Source organism: Acidimicrobiales bacterium (assembly GCA_035316325.1).
GTDB lineage: Bacteria > Actinomycetota > Acidimicrobiia > Acidimicrobiales > VFJN01 > DASXTK01.
In genome coordinates, this window is sequence record DATHJB010000179.1 from 15,538 (window position 1) to 31,472 (window position 15,935).

Below are 15,935 nucleotides of genomic sequence, written 5' to 3' on the forward strand. Positions count from 1 at the left end.
CGACAGCGCACAGGGCCGGACAGGCGAGACCATGCGCACCATCAGCGGGCAAAGTGAGCGGACGTTCGATGACCTACCACCTCGGCATTGACCTGGGGACCACGTACACGGCTGCGGCGACGCACGAGGCAGGACGGATCGAGGTGGTGCCGCTCGGCGACCGCGGCCCGTCGATCCCCTCGGTGCTCTACATGCGGCCCGACGGCGAGATCGTGGCCGGCGACGCCGCCAACCGGCACGCCGTCACCGACCCCGAGCGGATCGCACGCGAGTTCAAGCGCCGCCTCGGCGACCCCACCCCGGTCCTCCTCGCCGGAGCGCCCACGCCGCCCGAGATGCTCACCGGGCACCTGCTGCGCTGGGTCTACGACACCGTCGTGCGGGCCAAGGGCGTCGCCCCGCTGAAGGTGGCGCTCACCCACCCGGCCAACTGGGGCCCCTACAAGCGCGACCTGCTGATGCGGGCCGCCGATGCCGCCGGCCTGGCCGAGGTCACCCTGGCCACCGAGCCGCAGGCGGCCGCCATCTCCTACGCCACCCAGGCGCGGGTCGACCCGGGCGCGGTGATCGCCGTGTACGACCTGGGCGGCGGCACCTTCGACGCCGCCGTCCTGCGCAAGGAGGCCGACTCCTCGTTCACGATCCTGGGCACGCCCGAGGGCATCGAGCGCCTCGGCGGGATCGACTTCGACTCGGCCGTGTTCGCCCACGTCACCCAGGCCCTGGAGGGCGTGTTCGACGATCTCGACCCCGAGGACGAGGCCACCGTGTCGGCCGTCGCCCGGCTGCGGCAGGAGTGCACGCAGGCCAAGGAGGCCCTGTCGCTCGACACCGAGGCCGTCATCCCGGTGCTGCTGCCCAACACGCAGACCGAGGTGCGCTGCACCCGCTCCGAGCTGGAGGCGATGATCCGCCCGCCGCTGGTGGAGACGGTCACGGCGATGGAGCGGGCGGTGCGCTCCGCCGGGCTGGAGCCGAAGGACGTGCGCCACGTGCTGCTGGTGGGCGGCTCGTCGCGGATCCCGATGGTGGCGCAGATGGTGTCGAGCCAGCTGGGCCGGCCCGTTGCCGTCGACGCCCACCCGAAGCACGCCATAGCCCTGGGCGCCGCCATCGTGGCCGCCCGCGCCGCCGGTGTCCCCGTGGGCGACGCCGCCGGCGCCCCGGCAGCCCCTGTCGCCCCGGCCGCGGCACCGCCTCCCCCGCCCGCCGCCGTCGTCCCGACGCCCACGGCACCGCTCCCCCCTCCGCCGGCGCGGGTCGCTCCCGTGGCTCCCATCGCACCGGTAGCAGCCCCGCCCCCACCCGTCGCCCCGGCACCGGTTCCGGCGGCCCCCGTCGCCCCGGCGGCGACCGCGGCCGCCCCGCCCCCACCCGCGCCGACCGGTGGCAGCTACGGCGCCCCGCCGCCCCCTCCCGGCCAGGCGCCCAACAGCGGCGCCTACGCGGCCCAGCCCGCGCCGTCCCCGGGTGGCGCCTACGCCGCGCCGACCAGCGGTGGCTACGCCCCCCCGCCGGGCCCGGGCCACGCCGACCCCACGTTCGACAACGCCCACCACGAGGCCCCGCCCCCGTCGCTCGGCTACCGCCAGGCGTCGGCCCCGCCACCGCCGGGAGCGTCGAACGACCTGCCGCCCGGCTACCTCACCCGCGAGCAGAAGGAGCGGGTCAAGACCAAGCAGAAGTGGAAGGGCCGCGCCGGCGTGGTCGTCCTGTTCCTCATCCTCGTCGTGGCGGTGATCGCCACCATCGCCCTCACCCAGAAGGGCAACGAGCCGGACACCCTCGCCGACGTGGCCGAAGGCGAGTGCTACCTGGGCGAAGACCTCAACGACGTCGACATCGTCAACTGCGGCGCCGCCCACAACGGCGAGGTCTTCAAGGTCATCCCGGCGCCCGACCCGGACGGGGCGTTCCCCGGCGACGCCGTCATGACCCAGCAGAAGGATGCCTGCTCGTTGGAGCTGACCGCCTTCTTCGGCGCGGGACCGGACGTCGCCGTGGCGGCCGGCTTGCAGCTCTACCCGCAGACTCCGTCCGAGGCGCAGTGGAACGACGGCGTGACCGACACCTTCTGCGTCCTGGGCCAGACCGACATCAGCCAGACCTCCACGGGCACCCTGAAGAACGCCGGTGCCGCGGCCGGGGGCTGAGGGTCAGCCGAAGCCCCACCCCCGACCCGAAATCTCGACAGAGATGGCGCTATAGCAGCCGTTCCTGTCGAAGTTTCGGACTGGGGTCAGCCGAAGAAGACCTTGGCGACGTCGAGGATCGCCGGGTCGACCAGCTTCAGCTCGGCCGTCGCCTCGCTGAGCGGCACCCGCACGATGTCCCCGCTCCGCAGGGCGACCATCTTGCCGAAGTCGCCGTCGTGCACCGCCTCGGCCGCGGCGATGCCGAACCGGGTGGCCAGCACCCGGTCGAACGCCGTGGGCGTGCCGCCGCGCTGCACGTGGCCCAGCACGATCGCCCGGGTCTCGTAGCCGGTGCGCGCCTCGATGGCCTGGGCCACCTGGTCGCCGATGCCGCCCAGGCGCACGTGGCCGAAGGCGTCGACCTCGCCGGAGGCGACCGCCAGGGTGCCCTCCTGGGGAGTGGCGCCCTCGGCGATCACGACGATCGACGCGTAGCGGCCGCCCTCGTGGCGGTGGCGGATCACGTCGCACACCTCGTCGATGTGGAACGGCTCCTCGGGGACGAGCACGAGCGTCGCCCCGCCGGCGATGGCCGCCCAGGTGGCGATGTGGCCGGCGTGGCGGCCCATCACCTCGACCACCATCACCCGGTCGTGCGACTCGGCGGTGGTGTGGAGCCGGTCGATGGCATCGACGCAGATCTGTACCGCGGTGTTGAAGCCGAAGGTCAGCTCGGTGGCGTTGAGGTCGTTGTCGATGGTCTTGGGCACGCCGACCACCGCCACGTCCTCGGCGGCCAGCCGGGCGGCGACGCCCAGCGTGTCCTCGCCGCCGATCGCCACCAGCGCGTCGACCGAGTTGGCCGCCAGCACCTCGCGCACCCGGTCGGGACCGCCGTCGATCTTGTAGGGGTTCGTGCGCGACGACCCCAGGATCGTCCCGCCCCGGGGCAGCGTGCCCCGGAACGACTGGATCGACAGCGGGACGGTGTCGTCCTCGAGGACCCCGCGCCAGCCGTCGCGGAACCCGAGCAGCTCATCGCCGTACACCGACTCGCTCTTGCGGGCCACGGCCCGCATCACGGCGTTGAGACCGGGGCAGTCGCCACCCCCGGTGAGCATCGCTATGCGCATGGGCAAGAAGTTAGTGGCGCCTCGGCGTAGCCCGAGACCGCTGGGGCCGGCGGCGGGGTGGTCGGGGGGCTAGTGGCGCCTCGGAACCACCTGTGACCAGTGTCTAGGGTGTCGGACCCATGGCCGTGGTCATCGCCATCGACGCCGGCACCACTGGCGTCCGCAGCTTCGCCTTCGACGAGTCGGGCCGGCCGGTCGGCACCGCCTACCGGGAGCTCACCCAGCACTTCCCGCGGCCCGGATGGGTGGAGCACGACGCCGACGAGATCTGGACGGCCGTCACCGCCACCCTCACCGAGGTGCTCGACGGCCTCGACCAGCCGCCGGTCGCCGCCGTCGGCGTCACCAACCAGCGCGAGACCACCGTCGTGTGGGACCGTCGCACGGGCCGGCCGCTCCACCGGGCGATCGTGTGGCAGGACCGGCGCACCGCCGCCCGCTGCGACGAGCTGCGGGAGCAGGGCCACCTCGACCTGGTGCGCCGCACCACCGGCCTCGTCCTCGACCCCTACTTCTCCGCCACCAAGCTGGAGTGGCTGCTCGGGCCCGGCGGCGTCGAGGCGTCACCCGACCTGGCGTTCGGCACGGTCGACTCGTGGGTGCTGTGGAACCTGACGGGCGGCCCGGCCGGCGGGGTGCACGCCACCGAGCCCTCCAACGCCAGCCGCACCCTGCTCTACGACATCGATGCGCTGCGGTGGTCCGACGAGCTGGTCGACCTGTTCGGCGTCCCGACCACGGCGCTGCCCGAGGTGCGCCCGACGCAGGGGCGCTTCGGTCGGACCGTCGCCGGTGGCCCCGTGCCCGCCGGCGTGCCCATCTCCGGCATGGCCGGTGACCAGCAGGCGGCCCTGTTCGGGCAGGCGTGCTTCGACGCCGGCCAGTCGAAGAACACCTACGGCACCGGCAGCTTCGTGCTGATGAACGTGGGCTCGTCGCTGCCGCCGCCGGTCGACGGGCTGCTGACCACGGTGGCCTGGACGATCGACGGGCAGCCGGGCGCCACCTACGCCCTCGAGGGCGCCATCTTCGTCACCGGCGCCGCCATCCAGTGGCTGCGCGACGGCCTGGGGATCATCTCGTCGGCCGAGGAGGTGGGGCCGCTGGCCGCCTCGTGCCCGGACCCGCAGGGCGTCTACGTGGTGCCCGCCTTCACCGGCCTCGGGAGCCCCTGGTGGGACCCCTACGCCCGGGGGACGATCGTGGGCATCACCCGGGGCACGGGGCGGGCCGAGCTGGCGCGGGCGGTGGTCGAGTCGATGGCGTACCAGACCCGCGACGTGGTGGAAGCCATGTCGACGGCCTCGGGCCAGCCGCTCGCCGAGCTGCGCGTCGACGGCGGGGCCTCGGCGATGGACGTCCTGCTCCAGTTCCAGGCCGACCAGCTCGGCGTCCCCGTGGAGCGCCCGGTCCTCCAGGAGACGACGGTCGCCGGCGCCGCCTACCTGGCGGGCCTGGCCGAGGGCGTGTGGTCGGGCCCCGACGAGGTCGCGGCCCTCTGGCAGCTCGACCGCCGCTTCACCCCCACCCCCGACCGCACCGACGCCAACTCCCGCTTCACCACCTGGCACGCCGCGGTCACCCGCTCCCGCACCTGGGCGCCCTAACCGAAATTGCGTGGGTGGTGGCCCCATAGCGACCCCCAGCCACGCAATTTCAGCTTTGGAGAGCCACCTTCCTAGCCTTTCAGTGCATGGTGATCCGAGACGACGAGGTGGCGGAGCTTGCCAGCAGACAGCACGGCCTCGTCTCCGTCGCCCAGCTCGGCCGGCTCGACGTGTCACGTTCGGCCATCCGAGGACGAGTCGCTCGAGGAATCTGGACCACCGCCGGGCGGGGCGTCCTGCGACTCGCCGGGGCCCCGGCCACCTGGGAGTCTTCCGTCCTCGCCCACGTGCTGGCCGCCGGCGAAGCCGCTCTGGCATCGCACCGCACCGCCGCCGCTCTGTGGGGCCTCGACGGCACCGACCGACGGCAGCTCGACATCTCGGTGCCCCGCGGTACCTGGTACCGCCACGACGGCGTCCACACGCACGAGAGCACCGACCTCGATCGGACGCGGCCGGTCCGCCGCAACGGGATCCCGATGACATCCGTCGAGCGGACACTCCTCGACCTCGGCGCGGTGGTGGGCTTCAGGCGGGTCGAGCTCGCCCTCGATGACGCCCGGCGTCGACGCCTTGTCACCTGGGACACCCTGCTCGACACCCTCGTGCTCCACGCCCGCCGTGGACGCGACGGCGTCGGCACTCTGCGCGCCATCCTCGACGAGCACTTCGGCGAGGTCGTGGTCACCGACAGCGGGTTCGAGCGACTGGTGATCTCGGTGCTGAGAGACGCCGGCCTCCCCACGCCCGTCCTCCAACACGAGGTGCGGGTGGCCGGTCGCACCTACCGGCTCGACCTCGCCTATCCCGACTTGCGGGTGGCAATCGAGCTGGACGGCAGCGTCCACCTACGTCGCGACGTCTGGGAGGCGGACCACGTTCGCCAGAACGCACTGATCCTCGCCGGCTGGACGCTGCTGCGCTTCACCTGGGCCGACTACTCGACCCGCGCTCCCCTGCTCGTGAGCGAGGTCCGCGCCGCCCTCCGGCGCCGACCCTGAGGAACCTGCGTGTCCAGCGGCCCTATTGCGACCACCTACCACGCAATTTCGGGTTGGGGGTTGGGGTTCGGGTTGGGGTTAGCCCAGGGACGGGTGGCGGGCGCGGCTGGCGGCGCGGCTCAGCTCGCGGTGGCGGGTGTCGGCCACGCGGGCGAACGCGGCGACCTCGTGGCGCTCACGGGCCCGGAACGTGACGCCCTCACGACCCAGCACCAGCGCCAGGCGGGAGCACGGCAGGGGCGCCCAGGCGACGTCACCGGTCTCGGCCACCCCGGTGGCGCCGGACGACTGCGTGCTGCCGGCCACGAACGCCCGCAGCCACGCACCCGACGGGGCGTCGCCGGCCCGGGCCACCACCTCGTGGCCACCGGGCTCGTTGTCGACCACGGCGCCCCAGTCGGAGCCGATCACCCGGGTCGCCTGCAGCACCAGCCCGTCGAGCAGCTCCACCTGGTCGGTGGCCCCCACCAGCTGGGCGACCGCCTCGAGTGCGTCGAGCCGGGGGTCGTGGTGGCGCCCGCCGGCGAGCGGCCGCACCTCCTCCACGCCCACGCCGTCGACCTGGCGGACCTCCCGGACCAGCATGTCGACGAGCTCGTCGTCCGGCAGCTCGACAACCAGCTCGTCGACGGCCTGGCCGCCGCCTCGCTCCAGGATGTCGATGCCGACGACGGAGCCCCGCACCGCACCGATCCGACTTGCGACCTGACCAAGAGCACCCGGCCGGTCAGGCAGCCACAGACGCACCACGTAGGTCATCACGGGCACAGACCCTAGGCACCCGGTGTGAACTGTCTGTTTCGCATAGGCGACGAGCATGCGACGGGGCACCCACTACCATCACGGAGGACATTCCGAGCATGCGAGCCTCTCCACGCGCGAGAATCAGTTCGTAACGCAATTGTCGTGAGGAGGGCGGTCACCAGACGGGGGCTAGGGGATCCCGAACGGTCGCTGCCACCGCCACCGTGAACACCCACGATTCGAACCACGCCGCCGCCACAGGCCTGCGGGGTCTGCACCCAAGGCTGACGGTGCTACCTGCAGGTACCCACGAGCGGACGACACTGACCGAGCAACTCACTCGGCTGCTGTCCGACGCGTCCGGAATCGATTCCAACGGCACCCTGTCCGCCCTCGGTGCCGACGACCTCGACGCCACCGCCCAAGAGGTCGCTCGGCAGCGCGTCGAGGAACATGCCCAGGATCGCGACCAGCTAACCGCGCGACTTCGGCATGCCCGCGAGCAGTCGGCCGTCGCCGCCAGCAAGCGCGACGAGGCGGCCGCCCGGGCCCGGCGCCTGGCCGCCCACCTGGCCGAATGCGACAACCTGCTCGACCACGCCAGCCAGCTCACGAAGACCGCCGACGAGGCCGAGCGCCACCTCGACGAGCGCCGCGTCGAGCTGGAGAACGCCCGCGACCGCCTCGCCCTCGTGATGGAGCAGCGCGACGCCGCCACCCGCGCCATCGACGACGCGCAGCGGCAGCTCGACGAGCTGGGTGCCGCCGAGCTCGACGAGAACGCGCTGCGCCGGGAGCTGGAGAAGGCCGGCCACGAGCTGCGCTCCTCCGAGTCGGCCCACAACGAGGTTCAGGGGGCGCTCCACGTCATCGAGACGAGCGCCGCCGAGCGCGCCGCCCTCCGCGATCAGCTGGCCCACGAGCGGGCCGACCTGGTCGCTCGCATGGAGGCGCCGCTGCTCGACCCGGCGCCCGTGCAGCAGGCGCTGGCGGCGCTCGACGCCGAGACCCACCCCGGGCAGCTCGACGTCGTCGCGCAGGACCTGGCCCGCGAGTGGCACGAGGTCGACGCCGAGCTGGCCCGCATCGAGACGGCGCTGCCGACGCCGCCGTCGAACAACGAGCTGAACACGGCCCAGCACGACCTGTCCCAGATCGAGCACCTGATCGCCCAGCTGGAGGCCACCACCGGCCAGTCGCGGCTGCACCCGGCGGCCCGCGACGAGATCGAGCGGGCGCACGAGGCCGTGCTCGACGCCGAGGAGGCGCTCGACCAGTCGGGCGGCCACCCCGACGCCGCCGCCTACCTGCAGCAGGCCCGCATGGGCGAGCAGCAGGTGCTCACCGGCTACGGCTACGAGACCTACCTCGACCTGATCATGGCCGAGCCGGAGCTCGACGAGGCGCAGACCGAGCTGCTCGACGCCCTGCGCTCCCGCCGCATCGCCGAGGACACGCTCACGTCGCTGTGGGCCGCCACCGAGCCGCCGCAGATCGTCATCGCCCTGCGGGCCCGGCGCGACCGCATCTTCGGCGAGGCCGCCGACCTGCTGTGCTGCGACCCGGCCGAGCACGTCGCCGAGCTGCTCTACGCCCACCCCGTGGTGCCGCCGGCCCGCACCCGCGAGCTGGCCGGCGCCCTCGCCAACTACGGCGTCTACCCGGTCGGCGTCAGCGTGCGCGACGCCGCCATCGGCTTCCTGCTCGACCTCGAGCGCGAGGTCGAGGCCCGCAACGCCGTGTGGCACGACGTCGAGCGCCTCGACCAGGAGATGCTGGCGCTCGACGACGAGGACGCCCGCGACGCCGACGAGGCGCAGCAGTTCGTCGAAGCCTCCTACCTCACCGCCGCCGACCTGGAGGCCGCCGCCGAGCGGGTCGAACAGCTCGAAGAGGAGATGATCGGCCGCACGTCGCACGACGAGCGGCGCATCCAGCGGGTCGCCGCCGCCGAGCAGCTGCGAGCCCAGATCGCGGCGGTCACCGAGGCGCTGGAGCGCTCCGACGAGGAGTACGACGTCGGCGTCTCCGATGCCGACGCCCAGGCCATCGCCGCCGAGGCCGCCCTCGAGCGGGCCACCGCGGCGCTCAGCGACGCCATCCGCAAGTTGCGGCGCATCAGCGAGTCCCTGCCGCCCGCCCTGCGCCCGAAGCCCTCGAACGACCCGCTGGGCGAGCTGCCGCTGCTGCGGGAGACGCTGGCGGGCGAGGTCGAGCGGGCCGACGTGGGGCTCACCACCGCCACCCGCGACCTGGAGCGGGCCCGGGCCGACATCGACGGCACCCAGGCCGACCTCGACGCCCACCTCACCACGCAGCCGTCGAACGACCTGATCCCCGACGACCTGCGGCGGGCCGTCGGCCGGATGCTGGGGACGAGCGACGTCCCCGCGGTGCTCGACGACCCCTTCGCCGACTTCACCCAAGACGAGCATGCGGAGATGCTCGAGGCGCTCGCGGCCAGCACGCTGCAGCGCCCGGTCGTGCTTCTCACCGACGACGCCGACACGCTCGGCTGGGCCATCGGCCTGCCCGACGACGTCGGCACGGTCACCGGAATGCCCGGCGACGACGTCGACGCTCCCGACGACGGCGGCGATGCCGACGGCGCGTTTGCCGACGAGTACGACGCCGACTACGACGACGAGAACTACGACTACGAGTACGAGGACGACGACTATCGCGGTTACGACGAGGGCTACAACCCCTCGGGCGTGAGCGCTCCGACCACCTAGCTCGCCAACAAAGGAAGCTCCGTGCTCCAACGGTTCCCGATCCGAGTGAAGCTGGCCATCGCTCTGGCCGTGCCGTTGCTGGCCCTGCTCGTCGTGGCGGTCTTCGAGGCCGTCAGCACCAGCGGCGCCGCCGGCGAGATCCGCGAGCAGGCCGACCTCGCCACCGCGGCGATCGGCGTCGAAAGCGTGCCCAGCAAGCTCGAGGACGAGCGCAACGCCGCCGCGATCTACCTGGTGGGACTGGAAAACATCCCGGATCTGATGGTCGAGGACAACACCGAGGCCCGCGCCGCCACCGACCAGGCGCTGGAGGAGTTCCGGGGCGAGCTGGCCAGCCGCAGCGACGCCGCCGAGGAGGCCTACGGGCCCGCGCTCGAGGCCATGGGCCCCGGGCTGGACGCGCTGCGCCAGCAGGTGGACGCCTACCAGGGCGAGCGCAGGCCCGAGAACATCGACCTCACGCGGGAGGTGTTCGACGGCTACTCGGAGCTGATGTCCCCGCTGTTCGACACCAACCGCCAGGTGGCGCTGGAGGTCGACGACCCCGAGCTGCGGCGAGGCGCCCAGCTGATCGACCTCGCCGCCCGCCAGACCGACCTGATGGCCAAGCTCACGATCGCCGTCTTCTTCGCGAACGGGGGCGGCGAGCAGCCCGACAACCTGGTGAGCTCATCGCAGGAGGTCGCCGAGGTCTCGGCGCTGTACGCCGAGCTGACCGACAACTCCCAGTCGATCGACACCAAGGCCGCGGGCGGCTACCGCAAGTTCCAGCAGGACCTGGCGGCGACACCCCACCTGCAAACCTTCAACGAGATGGTCGAGCGGGGGCTCACCGAGGGCATCGCCCCGCCCGCCGAGCTGCTCAGTGCGGCCGCCGGACCGAGCGCCGAAGAGAACGGCTACAGCATCTTCCGCCGCCAGGTCGGCGAGGAGCTGCAGTCCGAGGCGAACTCCCTCACCGACAACGCCGACGTCGACAAGTGGCTGTTCGGGGCCCTGGCGCTGGCGTCGCTGCTGATCGCGGGTTTGGCGACGTGGTGGGTGTCGCGGTCGATCACGCGGCCGTTGCGGGCGTTGACCCGTCAGGCGACGGACATGGCGAACCACCGGTTGCCCGACGCGGTGTTGGACATCCTGGACACGCCGTTGGGTGACGACGTGACGGTGCCCCAGGTCGAGCCGATCTCCGTGCAAACGCGGGACGAGGTCGCGGATGTGGCGGACGCGTTGAACACGGTGCAGGACTCCGCCTTGGATCTCGCGGTGGAGCAGGCCGTGTTGCGGCGCAACATCGCGGACTCGTTCGTCAACCTCGGTCGCCGCAACCAGAACCTCCTCGGGCGCCAGCTCGACTTCATCACCGAGCTCGAGCACAACGAGACCGACCCCGACACCCTCGCCAACCTCTTCCGGTTGGACCACCTGGCGACGCGCATGCGCCGCAACGCCGAGTCGCTGCTCGTGCTCGCGGGCATCGACCCGCCCCGCAAATGGGCCGCACCAGTGCGGGTCACGGATGCGATCCGGGCGGCGTTGGGCGAGGTCGAGGACTACCAGCGCGTCACGGTCCGGGCGGTCGAAGCGACGACGGTCATGGGCTCCGCGGCCGCCGACCTCGCCCACCTCCTGGCAGAGCTGATCGAGAACGCCCTGATCTTCTCGCCACCCGACCAGACCGTGGAGATCCGCGGACGCACCCAGCCCGCCGGCTACACGCTGGCGATCATCGACTCCGGCCTGGGCATGCCCCCCGAGGAGCTCGCCCGAGCCAACCGCCGCCTCGCCGGCGCCGAGAGCTTCACCATCGCCCCGTCGAAGTACCTCGGCCACTACGTCGCCGGCAACCTCGCCGCCCGCCACAACATCAACGTCACCCTCCACAACTCCCCCGGCCACGGCATCACCGCCACCATCAACCTGCCGCCGCCCCTGCTCACGGCCGAGCCGAACACCGGCCAGCTCGACACCGCACCCGGCGCCCCCAACCTCACCAGCACCCCCACGCTCATGGCCCGTCGCGACCTCACCTCGCAGCAGGCCATCGCCGGCCTCGCCCCGGTGGGATCGCCGGCCTCCGGGGGCGACCGTGTGGCCGAGCCGCTGGCCATCCCGGCCGCCCACTCGAGCGACAACCACTCGAGCGACAACCACGCACCAGTGGCACCGCTGCCCACGCTGATGCCGCTCGACCCCGGGCCGCTGACGCCGTTGCCCCCGGCACCGGTGCTCCCCGCCGCCCGGGCGCCCCAGTCGCCGCAGCCGCCCATGCCGGGCCCGCTGCAGCCGCCGACGCCTCCCCAGGGGCCCACGTCGCCACCGCCGCCCCCGTCACCGCTGTTCCCGCCGCTGCCCGCCACCGGCACGAACGACCTGCAGCTGGCACCGCTGCCGCCCCCCGTCGACCCGGGTCAGCTCCACGAGACGCAGCCGATGTTCACCATCGAGGGCGCCCGCCAGCAGTACGAGGCCGACCCGACCCACGACACGTCGGGCCCGGCGCCGCTGCCCTCGGGCGCCAACAGTCAGGAGCTTCCGCTCCTGTCGGCGCCGCACCTCCGCGTGTCGGCGCCGCAGGCCACACCGCCGCCCCCACAGGCCCGCCCGCCGGCCGCTCCGGTACCGGCCCCGGGCCCCACGGCGTTCCCGCCGGCTCCTTCCGGCAACCCGCCCCCGCTGACACAGCGCGGCGGCCCCCGTGCTGCCGACATCGGGCCCGGCCGCACGTCGGGTGGCCTGGTCAAGCGGTCGCCCCGCCAGGGCAGCATCGGCACGGGCCTCGGCAGCGGCAGTGGCGGCGGCAGCACCCAGCCCGCCCGCCCCAGCGACGACCTGCTGCAGACGCTGGCCACCTACACCACGCACCTGCACCGCCAGATCAACCCCAGCCGGCCGCTGACCCCGCCGGGCGGCGGCCCGGGTGCCTTCCCGGCGTTCAACCCCACGCCGCCCCCGGGCACCCCGGCGGTGCGTACCGGCGGCGGTCCCGGCCAAGCACCCCGCCAGCCGGGCCTCGGCGCCCCGACCACCCACCCGTCGCCCAGCGACCACACCGCCAGCGGTCTGGCTCGGCGGGTCGCCGGCGCCCAGATGCCGCAGACCCAGCCGGTGGGCCTGCGCCGCCAGCAACAACCACCGCCTCCACCTCCGTCTGCGCCGCAACCCCGGGCCGCCGCTCCCAGTCATAACCAGGATCATCGGCGTGGGAACGACGGCACGAGGCCGCCGCGCGACGTAACGTCCAGCGACACCCAGAGAGACCCGCGCACGGCCAAGGACGTCTACGGCTTCCTGTCGAGCTTCAGCGCCGGAGTGCAGCGCGGGCTGGACGAGGCACGCAATCCCACCACATCCGAGGAGGATCAATGAGCCTGAGCGACGAAGCCAGGAACTTCAACTGGTTGCTCAACAGCTTCGTCGACCAAACAGCCGGAGTGACCGATGCGGTCGCCGTTTCGTCGGACGGGCTGCTCATGGCCGCTTCCAGCTCGCTGGACCGTGCTTCCGCCGAGCAGCTCGCCGCCATCATCTCCGGTTTCGTCAGCCTCGGACACGGTGCTTCCCGTTGCTTCGACTTCGCCGGCCTCGAGCAGATCATCGTGGCCATGCGCCAGGGGTTCCTGTTCGTCTCCTCGATCTCGGACGGCAGCTGCCTCGGTGTGGTGGCGACCAGGAGCTGCGACATCGGTTTGGTCGGATATCAGACAACTCTGCTGGTCGAAAGGGCAGGTCAGGTCCTGACGCCTGCTCTGGTGGCCGAGCTGAAGGCGGGGGTTGTCGCATGAGCGAAGGTCACGATCTGGTACGGCCCTACATCATGACGGGCGGGCGTACCCGTGCTCAGAGACGTGACCTGCGAATTGAGACCCTCCTGCAGACCAAGGCAGGTCACATCCCCGCTCTCCTCCCGGAGGAGCAGCAGCTCGTGCTGGAGCAGTGCATGAGCGCCGTCTCCGTCGCCGAGGTGGCCGCCCATCTGCGGCTCGTGGTCGGTGTGGTGATGATCCTCGCCGACGACCTGATCGCTGCTGGCCTGCTCGACGTCCACCACACCGACCCGGTCGAGATCGAGCTGTCGATGCTCACCAAGATGATCGAACGCGTTCGGGCGATCTGAGCCCGGTCGGAAACCTCAAGAGGAACCACACGTGCAGCAAACCGCATCGGGCACGACCAACCGCATAACGTCGGTGAAGTTCGTCATCGCCGGAGGCTTCGGCGTCGGCAAGACGACGTTCGTCGGTGCGATCTCGGAGATCGAGCCGCTTCGCACCGAGGCCGCGATGACCACGGCGTCAACGGGCATCGACGACCGCATCGGGATCGAAGGCAAGACCACCACCACCGTCGCGATGGACTTCGGCCGCATCACGGTCGACGACACCCTGGTGATGTACCTCTTCGGTACTCCCGGCCAGGAGCGCTTCGGATTCATGTGGGACGACATCTGCCTCGGTGCGCTGGGCGCGGTGGTGCTGGTCGACCCGCGCCGGATCACCGACTGCTTCCCCGGCATCGACTACTTCGAGGCGAACGCCATACCGTTCGTCGTCGGCGTCAACGTCTTCGACGCAGCACCCCGCTATCCGATTCCCGAGATCCGGGAAGCACTCGGCGTAACGCACGAGACACCGATAGTGGAAACTGACGCTCGCAACAAGGATTCGGTCAAGATGGTGCTCTTGACCCTTCTGGAGGCGCTGGTGGCGAAGGCAAAGTCCCGAGCACTTCAGTACTGATCTGACATAGGCATACTGGGCCAAGCGGCACACCCGACACGCCGCCAACGACAGCTGGGGTCGTCCATCGGGTGTTGATCGACGAGTGAGGGGACCCGTGCGACGCATACCGATCCAGACGAAGCTTTTTGCAGCGCTGACGGTGCCCCTGCTCGCCCTGCTGTCCGTCACCGTCTACGAGGTCTTCAAGAGCACCGACGAGGCCCGTGACATCCGCAGCCAGGCCGAACTGGCCAAGGCGGCGACCGGCCCGAACGGCGTGTTCACCGCCCTCCAGAACGAGCGCAACCGGGCGGCCGCCGACCTGATCGGCTTCAACCAGGACCTCCTCCGGCTGCCGGTCGAGAACAACGAGCAGGCGCGCCGGGAGTCCGACGAGAGCCTGGCGAAGTTCGAGGCGCTGATCCGCTCGCAGGGCGGCGACGTCCTCGGGACCTACTCCCCGGCGTTCCAGCAGCTCGAAGAGGTCGCGACCCTGCGCTCCGACGTCGATGCCGTGCCCGAGCCGCACACCTCCGACGACCCCAACGACGCCACGGTCGCCGACGAGGTGTTCCAGCGCTACACCGACCTGATCGACGAGCTGCTCCAGGCCAACACCCGGGTGGCCCTGGCGATCGACGACCCCGAGCTGCGCCGGGGCGCCGACCTCAGCCACATGGCGACGCGGGAGCTCGACCTGGTCGCCCGGCTCGTGCGGAGCTTCCTGCACGCTGCGGTCACCGGCGACCACGTGCTGAAGGACCGGGAGGAGATCCGCGACGCGGGCGCCCTCTACGGCCAGGCCATCGAGAATCGCGACGAGGTCGTCGACTTCGCCACGGGCGACTACCAGGCCGCGGGCGACCGGCTGGCCGAGTTCGCGGCGAGCCAGAGCTTCCTCGAGGAGATCGCCCCCGAGGTGCTGCGCACCGGCTTCGTCCCGATCCCCGCGCTGCTCGAGATGGTCTCGGTCCCCGAGGACGAGAGCTACTACGGCTTCCGCGAGCGGGTGAAGACGGTCCTGGAGGACAAGGCCGACTCGCTGGTCGCCGATGCCGACCGTCGCTCGGGCCTGTTCAAGGCGTTGGCCCTGGTGGCGGTGGTCGTCGCGGGTTTGGCGACGTGGTGGGTGTCGCGGTCGATCACGCGGCCGTTGCGGGCGTTGACCCGTCAGGCCACGGACATGGCCAACCACCGCCTGCCCGACGCCGTGTTGGACATCCTGGACACGCCGTTGGGTGACGACGTGACGGTGCCCCAGGTCGAGCCGATCTCCGTGCAGACCCGCGACGAGGTTGCCGATGTGGCGGACGCGTTGAACACGGTGCAGGACTCCGCCTTGGATCTCGCGGTGGAGCAGGCCGTCCTACGACGGAACATCGCGGACTCGTTCGTCAACCTCGGTCGCCGCAACCAGAACCTCCTCGGCCGCCAGCTCGACTTCATCACCGAGCTCGAGCACAACGAGACCGACCCCGACACCCTCGCCAACCTCTTCCGGCTCGACCACCTCGCCACCCGCATGCGCCGCAACGCCGAATCGCTCCTCGTGCTCGCCGGCATCGACCCGCCCCGCAAATGGGCCGCACCGGTACGTATCACCGACGCGATCCGGGCCGCGTTGGGCGAGGTCGAGGACTACCAGCGCGTCACGGTGCGGGCGGTCGAAGCGACGACGGTCATGGGCTCCGCGGCCGCCGACCTCGCCCACCTGTTGGCGGAGCTGATCGAGAACGCCCTGATCTTCTCGCCACCCGACCAGACGGTCGAGATCCGGGGGCGCATGCAGCCGGCGGGTTACACGTTGGCGATCATCGACTCCGGTCTGGGCATGTCGGCCGAGGAGCTCGCACGGGCCAACC

The 15,935-nt window shown here is 71.8% G+C and carries 11 protein-coding genes; 9 read left to right on the forward strand and 2 right to left on the reverse strand.

Annotated elements, in window-relative coordinates:
* Positions 1-68: 68 nt before the first annotated feature.
* Positions 69-2,153 carry an Hsp70 family protein gene (locus tag VK611_24110; protein ID HMG44440.1) on the forward strand — a complete coding sequence of 695 codons (2,085 nt, stop codon included), beginning with the start codon at positions 69-71 and terminating at the stop codon, positions 2,151-2,153.
* A gap of 86 nt (positions 2,154-2,239) precedes the next feature.
* Here the strand turns inward: VK611_24110 and VK611_24115 are convergent, their stop codons facing one another.
* Positions 2,240-3,268, reverse strand: a complete 1,029-nt coding sequence (locus tag VK611_24115) for a 6-phosphofructokinase (GenBank protein HMG44441.1) — start codon at positions 3,266-3,268, stop codon at positions 2,240-2,242.
* Between the two features lie 119 nt (positions 3,269-3,387).
* On the opposite strand from VK611_24115, the gene glpK reads away from it, so the two are divergent.
* Both glpK and VK611_24125 read left to right on the forward strand, forming a co-directional pair.
* A complete protein-coding gene (glpK, locus tag VK611_24120) occupies positions 3,388-4,875 on the forward strand; it encodes a glycerol kinase GlpK (GenBank protein HMG44442.1) in 1,488 nt (495 codons plus the stop codon).
* A gap of 86 nt (positions 4,876-4,961) precedes the next feature.
* Entirely contained in the window at positions 4,962-5,876 is a 915-nt protein-coding gene (locus tag VK611_24125; protein ID HMG44443.1) for a type IV toxin-antitoxin system AbiEi family antitoxin domain-containing protein, read from the forward strand.
* A gap of 78 nt (positions 5,877-5,954) precedes the next feature.
* On the opposite strand, the gene VK611_24130 is transcribed toward VK611_24125, so the two are convergent.
* Complete coding sequence (locus VK611_24130; GenBank protein HMG44444.1) at positions 5,955-6,560, reverse strand: hypothetical protein; 606 nt, start codon at positions 6,558-6,560, stop codon at positions 5,955-5,957.
* Positions 6,561-6,910: 350 nt separating this feature from the next.
* On the opposite strand from VK611_24130, the gene VK611_24135 reads away from it, so the two are divergent.
* The 6 genes from VK611_24135 to VK611_24160 all read left to right on the forward strand — a co-directional run.
* Positions 6,911-9,355, forward strand: a complete 2,445-nt coding sequence (locus VK611_24135) for a hypothetical protein (protein HMG44445.1) — start codon at positions 6,911-6,913, stop codon at positions 9,353-9,355.
* 21 nt (positions 9,356-9,376) lie between these two features.
* Positions 9,377-12,721, forward strand: coding sequence for a nitrate- and nitrite sensing domain-containing protein (locus tag VK611_24140; GenBank protein ID HMG44446.1), 3,345 nt, complete (start codon positions 9,377-9,379; stop codon positions 12,719-12,721).
* A complete protein-coding gene (locus tag VK611_24145) occupies positions 12,718-13,137 on the forward strand; it encodes a roadblock/LC7 domain-containing protein (protein HMG44447.1) in 420 nt (139 codons plus the stop codon). The genes VK611_24140 and VK611_24145 overlap by 4 nt, the downstream gene beginning before the upstream one ends.
* Positions 13,134-13,469 (forward strand): DUF742 domain-containing protein, encoded by a 336-nt coding sequence (locus VK611_24150; GenBank protein ID HMG44448.1) that lies wholly within the window; start codon positions 13,134-13,136, stop codon positions 13,467-13,469. Before VK611_24145 ends, VK611_24150 begins: the two co-directional genes overlap by 4 nt.
* A gap of 31 nt (positions 13,470-13,500) precedes the next feature.
* On the forward strand, positions 13,501-14,091 hold the full coding sequence (locus VK611_24155) for an ATP/GTP-binding protein (GenBank protein HMG44449.1): 591 nt from the start codon (positions 13,501-13,503) through the stop codon (positions 14,089-14,091).
* Positions 14,092-14,188: 97 nt separating this feature from the next.
* Positions 14,189-15,935 (forward strand): nitrate- and nitrite sensing domain-containing protein (locus tag VK611_24160; protein ID HMG44450.1); only part of this gene is annotated, 1,747 nt, incomplete at its 3' end.

Coding starts and splice junctions, on each gene's coding strand:
- VK611_24110 (HMG44440.1), top strand. CDS start 69: ATGACCTACCACCTCGGCATTGACCTGGGGACCACGTACACGGCTGCG.
- VK611_24115 (HMG44441.1), bottom strand. CDS start 3,268: ATGCGCATAGCGATGCTCACCGGGGGTGGCGACTGCCCCGGTCTCAAC.
- glpK (HMG44442.1), top strand. CDS start 3,388: ATGGCCGTGGTCATCGCCATCGACGCCGGCACCACTGGCGTCCGCAGC.
- VK611_24125 (HMG44443.1), top strand. CDS start 4,962: ATGGTGATCCGAGACGACGAGGTGGCGGAGCTTGCCAGCAGACAGCAC.
- VK611_24145 (HMG44447.1), top strand. CDS start 12,718: ATGAGCCTGAGCGACGAAGCCAGGAACTTCAACTGGTTGCTCAACAGC.
- VK611_24150 (HMG44448.1), top strand. CDS start 13,134: ATGAGCGAAGGTCACGATCTGGTACGGCCCTACATCATGACGGGCGGG.